Here is a 5,674-nt window from a genome sequence, read left to right on the forward strand (position 1 = left end):
TCTCGGCGTACATGGAGACGCCCCTCCTCTTGAACTCCTCGACGGCCTCGAGCGCCTGCTTCGACGAGACGTGGACTATCAGAGACCTGCCCCCGACGTGCTCCTGTATCGACCCTATCGTTCTAATGGCGTGGGCCTCCGCCAGAGGCGGCCTCGCCAAGTCGTGGAGGGAGGGCTTAGACCCCTGCGCCCTGTACCTCGCCGTGAAGTACTCGACCAGCTCGTGCGTCTCGGCGTGGAAGGCGACCGTGAACCCGTACTTCTCCGAGGACTCCATCACCTCCACGAGGCTCCCCAGCCTGGGCGGCGGTATGTTGCCGGTCGTGGGGCCTAGGAAGACCTTGAACCCCACGACGCCCGCGTCGAGCATCTCCCTTATCCTGCCCACGCTCCCGTCGTGGAGGACCCCGTAGAGGGCGAAGTCGACGTAGGCCTTCCCCTGTAGAAGCCTGGCCTTCTCGGCAACCCTCTCGGCGGAGTCCACGGGCGGGAGCGTGTTGGGCATCTCGACGACCGTCGTCACGCCGCCCGCCGCAGCCGCCTTGGTACCGTGCTCGAAGTCGTCCTTGTAGGTCAAGCCCGGCTCGCGCATGTGGACGTGCTCGTCTACCACGCCCGGGAGGACGAGCATCCCGCCGGCCTCTATGACCTCGAAGCCGGGAGGCGCATTCAGCCCTCTACCGACCTCCTTGATCACCCCGTTCTCGACGAGGACGTCCGCCTGGTACACGTACTCGGGTGTTACGACTAGCCCCCCTCTCACGAGAACGTTCATGTCCCCCACTTCAATAACGACATATATCCTATCGCGTAGATATAACTAATCGAGTGGAGACAATGAGCGAGTACGTGTTCATAGGCAGGCGCACCCCTAGACACGACGCCATCCCGAAGGTGACGGGGGCCCTCAAGTTCGTCAACGACCTCGAGGCCCCTGGGATGCTCATAGGCAGGATATACAGGAGCCCCTACGCGTTCGCGGACATTGCTAGGATAGACGTGTCCGAGGCCGAGAGACTCGGGGCGGTCGTTATCACCCCCGACGAGGTGCCGCGCAAGCTCTTCAACCCCAGGCTGGTGAGCGTCGACGAGGTCACTTATAAGGACCACCTCATACTGACCAAGAGGCCGCGCTACATAGGCGAGCCGATAGCCGCGGTCGCGGCCCCGAGCGAGGAGCTCGCGCAGCGGGCCCTCGAGTCGATCAGGATAGAGGTGGAGAGGGTCTACAAGCCGATACTAGACCCCTTCGAGGCCATGAGCCCGTCCGCCCCCCTCATACACGAGGAGATCATGAAGGGCGACCAGGTGCTCAAGGTCGAGAGGAACATAGCCGCCAGGCTCACGTACACGGAGGGGGACGTCGACAAGGCGTTCAGAGAGGCCAGCGTCGTGGTCGAGAGGACCTTCAAGAGCGGTAAGAGGTACCACATGCAGCTGGAGCCCAAGGCGGTCCTATGCGTACCGGAGCCGGGCGGTAAGCTGACCATATACGCGACTACGCAGACGATACACAACACCAGGATCTTGATCAGCCAGCTCTTCGACATACCAGAGAGCAAGATCACAGTAGTCAAAGTCCCCATAGGAGGGTCCTTCGGGTCCAGCATCCAGGTCAACTACCTGGTCCCGATCGCTGTGGCGCTGTGCCTCAAGGCCCGTAGGCCCGTGAAGATCGCGTACACTAGAGAAGAGGACATGCTAGACCACTCCAACTACGTCTTCCACATGAGGATCAAGGTGGGCGCGAAGAGGGACGGCGAGATAATTGCGGGGGAGTTCCACAACATACTCGACATCGGGGCCCACCAGATCCAGGCCTACCCGCTGCTCGGCACCTCGCTGGGCTGGTTCGTCTCCATGTACAAGTGGAAGAACATAAGGTACGAGGGTATAGCGGTCTACACCAACAAAGTACCCAGCTGCGCCCTGAGAGGCTACGGGGCCCCCGAGGTCCAGTGGGCCGTGGAGACGGTGATCGACGAGCTGGCGGAGGAGCTGGGCATGGACCCCGTGGAGCTCAGGCTGAAGAACTACGTCGGGAGGGGCGACATATTCTGGGGCCAGGGCCCAACGGTCAGGTCTGTCATCAAGTCGGACGGGGTACCGGAGCTGCTGCTAAAGGGTAGGGAGCTCATCGGCTGGGATAAGAGGGGGAGGCCGGAGGAGAAGAAGGGTCGCTTTAGGAGGGGCATAGGGCTCGGCAGGGGCTTCCACACGTCTGGCGCGGGGGGCCCCATCTCGGGCGAGGTCATAGACTTCACCGGGGCGGTGCTCAAGCTCAACGAGGACGGGACGCTGGACTACATCACCGCGCTACAGGACCACGGCGGGGGGACGCTGGACGCCCACGTCAAGATCATAGCCGAGGAACTGCAGGTGCCACCGGAGAGGATAAACCTCGCCCTGGCCACCACGGAGAACTCCCCGTACGACGTCTGCACGCACGCTTCGAGAGGAGTCTTCGTGGGCGGTGAGGCGGCCAGGAGGGCGGCGTCCATCGTAAAGCAGAAGATACTCGAGGCGGCCGTTAGGCTACTCCCCATGGCCGTCAACCCCGAGGCGCTCAGGATCAGGTACGACCCGGCCAGGGATGACGCGGTGATCTACGTCGAGGGAATGCCCGAGTACAGCATAACCTTGAGGGAGCTGGCGAGGAAGGTGTGGCAGAAGAACTGGGGGACTATAGCAGCGGTGGTGACCTACAGGGCTACCAGCGCGCCCCCGAGCTTCACAGTGTACTACGTCGAGGTGGAGGTCGACACCTGGACCGGTAAGGTCAGGCCCGTGAGGGTCGTCGCGGGCGCGGACGTGGGTACCCCGATAAACCCCGACATGGTGGAGGGCCAGTTGCACGGGGGGTTCGCGATGGCCTGGGGCATGGTCTTCTCGGAGGACACCCCCTACAACCCGGAGACGGGCGAGCTGGCCAACAGGTTCCTCATAACCGACTACAAGATACCGACGGCCCAGGACCTGCCCCGCCTAGAGGACTTCAAGGTCATAATCGCCTCGACCAAGGAGCCCTCCGGCCCCTTCGGGGCGAAGGGGCTGGGGGAGGCGGCCATGAACCCCGCGGCAGCGGCCATCTGCAACGCCATCTACAACGCGACCGGTGTAAGGGTCTACGAGCTGCCCGTCACGCCCGACAAGCTCTTGAAGCTGATAAAGGAGAGGGAGGGATCGGCTTGAGGCCCTCGGCCATAAACTACATGAACACGCACATACTGCCCAGCTTCGAGTACTACGAGCCAAAGAGCCTCAGCGAGGCCCTGGAGCTACTGGACAGGCTAGGCGGCGACGCCAAGGTGCTCGCGGGCGGCACGGACCTCCTCGTGAAGATGAAGACGGGGGCCCTGCGCCCGAAGTACATAGTCAACATAAAGAGGATACCCGGCCTCCGCTACATAAGGCTGGAGGAGGGCGTCCTCAGGATCGGGGCCCTCACGACCTGGCACGACCTCGAGGAGGACCCGGTCGTGGAGAGGTTCCCCGCCCTCGCAGACGCCGTCAAGCAGATGGGCGGGCTCCAGATAAGGGTCATGGGCACTATAGCGGGCAACCTCTGCAACGCCTCCCCCGCCGCGGACGCCGCGCCCCCTCTCCTGGTCTACGACGCCGAGGTCGTCCTGGCGAGCGTGAAGGGGGTGAGGACCGTCAAGCTCGAGGACTTCTTCGTGGGCCCCGGTAAGACCGTGATGCAGCCTAACGAGCTCCTCGTCGAGATCAGGGTGCCCGCGAAGGGCGGGTCCTCGGCCTTCGTGAAGCTGTCCAGGACTAGCATGGACCTGGCGATAGCCAGCGCGGCGGTCTACGCGGAGTTCGAGGGCGAGGTGGTCAAGGAGGCCAGGGTGGCCTTGGGGTCGGTCGCCCCGACTCCTATCAGGGCCAGGAAGACCGAGGCAGTGCTGAAGGGTCGGAGAGTGAGCGAGGAGGGGCTGATCGAACTGCTGAGGACCGTCAGCGAGGAGGTCAACCCTATAACAGACGTGAGGGCCTCGGCGTGGTACAGGAGGGAGGTCTCGAGGGTCCTGGTCTACGACGCCCTGCTTAAGGCGTTCGAGAGGAGTAGGGGTGGGAGGGCTTGAGGATCAGCTTCAAGCTCAACGGGAGGCCCGTCGAGGTCGACGTAGCCCCCAACGAGCTGTTGATCAACGTGTTGAGGGACAAGCTGAAGCTGACGGGCACGAAGTACGGCTGCGGCATAGGCGAGTGCGGCGCCTGCACGGTGCTCGTCGACGGGAAGCCTGTCCTCTCCTGCCTAACACTCGCGGTGGACGTGAACGGGAGGGAGGTCGTCACCATCGAGGGCCTGTCCCAGGACGGGGACCTGACCCCGGTGCAGAGGGCGCTCGTGGAGGAGGGGGCTATACAGTGCGGCTACTGTACACCGGGGTTCGTCATGGTGGGGGAGTACCTCAGGAGTAAGAAGAGGGCCTACAGCGAGGAGGAGATAAGGAGCCTGATACGCGGCAACCTCTGCCGCTGCACCGGCTACGTGAACATAGTGAAGGCCCTCGCTAAGGCCCTGGGAGGAGGGTAGTTGAGGGTAAGAGTCTTCTTCGTGGGCGAGGCCGCGAGCATCTTCGGGAGGAGGTTCGTCGACGTCGAGTTCGACGAGGAGGAGGTGGAGCTGAGGAGGCTGGTCGAGAAGTTGAGGGAGTTCGAGTCCTACAGGAGGCTCGAGGAGAGGCTCAACCTAGTCTGGTTCCTCGTGGGGGACCTCCAGGCGGCCCCCACGACTAGGCTCAGGGACGGGGACGTGGTAACAGTGATGCCGCCCCTCTACGAGGGCGGGTGAGACCTGGTACTTTTTTACTCCCTAGCCCTACTCAGACTTGGAGGGTGGTCTCGTGGCCTCGACTCTGGGGGGCTTCCTAGCCGGCTTCGGCCTCTGCCTCCTCCTCGTAGGAGCCGCCCTAGCCCTAGTCGCCGGGGAGGTGAAGGTGTCGAGAGAGGAGGTCGAGAGGCTCTACAACCTCACCCACTCCCAACCCTACGTCTCCTCGATGAACGCGCTGGCCACCCTCGGGAACTACACCGATAAGCTTGCGAGCGCGCTCGGCCAGCTCGGGCTAACCTCTCTCAGTAACGCTCTCGGGGGCGTCGGCGAGGCGGCGGCCAGGATGAGGGAGGTCTACTACGCCAGCGAGAGGGCCTACAACGCGATGCCCTACGTCGAGAACCTGCCGGTATTGGCCGCGGGCACGATACTGTTGGGGCTCGCTTTAATAGTCGCTGGGCTGCTGAAGATAAGGGGCTCAAGAAGGAGGCCAGCGTGAGGCCCAGGCGGCTCTCCGCGGTGTGGGGGTAGCCTGCTGTAGGCGCCCCCGTAACGGAGTACACGGCCTCGCGGGTCGGGTAGCGGCCCATTAGGGGCGTTGGGCGGAGGGGAAAAAGAGCTAGGACTGCCTGAAGGAGTCCAGGTAGTCTACTACGCGCCTGTAGTCCTCGTGTGCGATGAGACCCTCCCTCCAGAGGGTCTCGAAGATCTCCCTGGCAGTCGTCAGGGCGTAGAACTCGACCCCGTTGCTCGCCAGGAGCTGCCTCGCGCCCTGCTCCCTGTCCACGACCACGAGGGCCCTGACCACGGTGGCGCCGGCCTCTCTCAGGTAGTTTATGGACCTCAGCAGCGTGCCCCCTGTCGTGACCACGTCGTCCACTACCATGACTC

Annotated in this window: 7 protein-coding genes; 5 read left to right on the forward strand and 2 right to left on the reverse strand. The window is 63.5% G+C overall.

What is annotated here, in order from left to right; all coding sequences use genetic code 11:
- Positions 1-775, reverse strand: a 775-nt coding sequence (locus ACP5VX_RS05600) for a dihydroorotase (protein WP_428724902.1), incomplete at its 3' end; no start/stop codon positions are given.
- Between the two features lie 62 nt (positions 776-837).
- Between ACP5VX_RS05600 and ACP5VX_RS05605 the strand changes: the two genes are divergently transcribed.
- From ACP5VX_RS05605 to ACP5VX_RS05625, 5 genes are read left to right on the forward strand one after another with little or no spacing between them, the layout of a single operon-like run.
- Complete coding sequence (locus tag ACP5VX_RS05605) at positions 838-3,192, forward strand: xanthine dehydrogenase family protein molybdopterin-binding subunit (protein WP_428724903.1); 2,355 nt, start codon at positions 838-840, stop codon at positions 3,190-3,192.
- A complete protein-coding gene (locus ACP5VX_RS05610) occupies positions 3,189-4,088 on the forward strand; it encodes an FAD binding domain-containing protein (protein ID WP_428724904.1) in 900 nt (299 codons plus the stop codon). The genes ACP5VX_RS05605 and ACP5VX_RS05610 overlap by 4 nt, the downstream gene beginning before the upstream one ends.
- Positions 4,085-4,543: a (2Fe-2S)-binding protein gene (locus ACP5VX_RS05615; protein WP_428724905.1), complete on the forward strand. Its 459-nt coding sequence runs from the start codon at positions 4,085-4,087 to the stop codon at positions 4,541-4,543. The genes ACP5VX_RS05610 and ACP5VX_RS05615 overlap by 4 nt, the downstream gene beginning before the upstream one ends.
- Positions 4,544-4,801: a hypothetical protein gene (locus tag ACP5VX_RS05620; RefSeq protein WP_014737745.1), complete on the forward strand. Its 258-nt coding sequence runs from the start codon at positions 4,544-4,546 to the stop codon at positions 4,799-4,801.
- Between the two features lie 52 nt (positions 4,802-4,853).
- Positions 4,854-5,282, forward strand: a complete 429-nt coding sequence (locus ACP5VX_RS05625; protein WP_428724906.1) for a hypothetical protein — start codon at positions 4,854-4,856, stop codon at positions 5,280-5,282.
- Between the two features lie 120 nt (positions 5,283-5,402).
- On the opposite strand, the gene ACP5VX_RS05630 is transcribed toward ACP5VX_RS05625, so the two are convergent.
- On the reverse strand, positions 5,403-5,674 hold a 272-nt coding region (locus ACP5VX_RS05630; protein WP_428724907.1), incomplete at its 5' end, for a phosphoribosyltransferase family protein.

Source organism: Thermogladius sp. (assembly GCF_049970955.1).
Lineage (GTDB): Archaea > Thermoproteota > Thermoprotei_A > Sulfolobales > Desulfurococcaceae > Thermogladius.

Excerpts from the sequence above, each read along its gene's own strand:
- ACP5VX_RS05605 (WP_428724903.1), top strand. The coding sequence starts at position 838 with ATGAGCGAGTACGTGTTCATAGGCAGGCGCACCCCTAGACACGACGCC.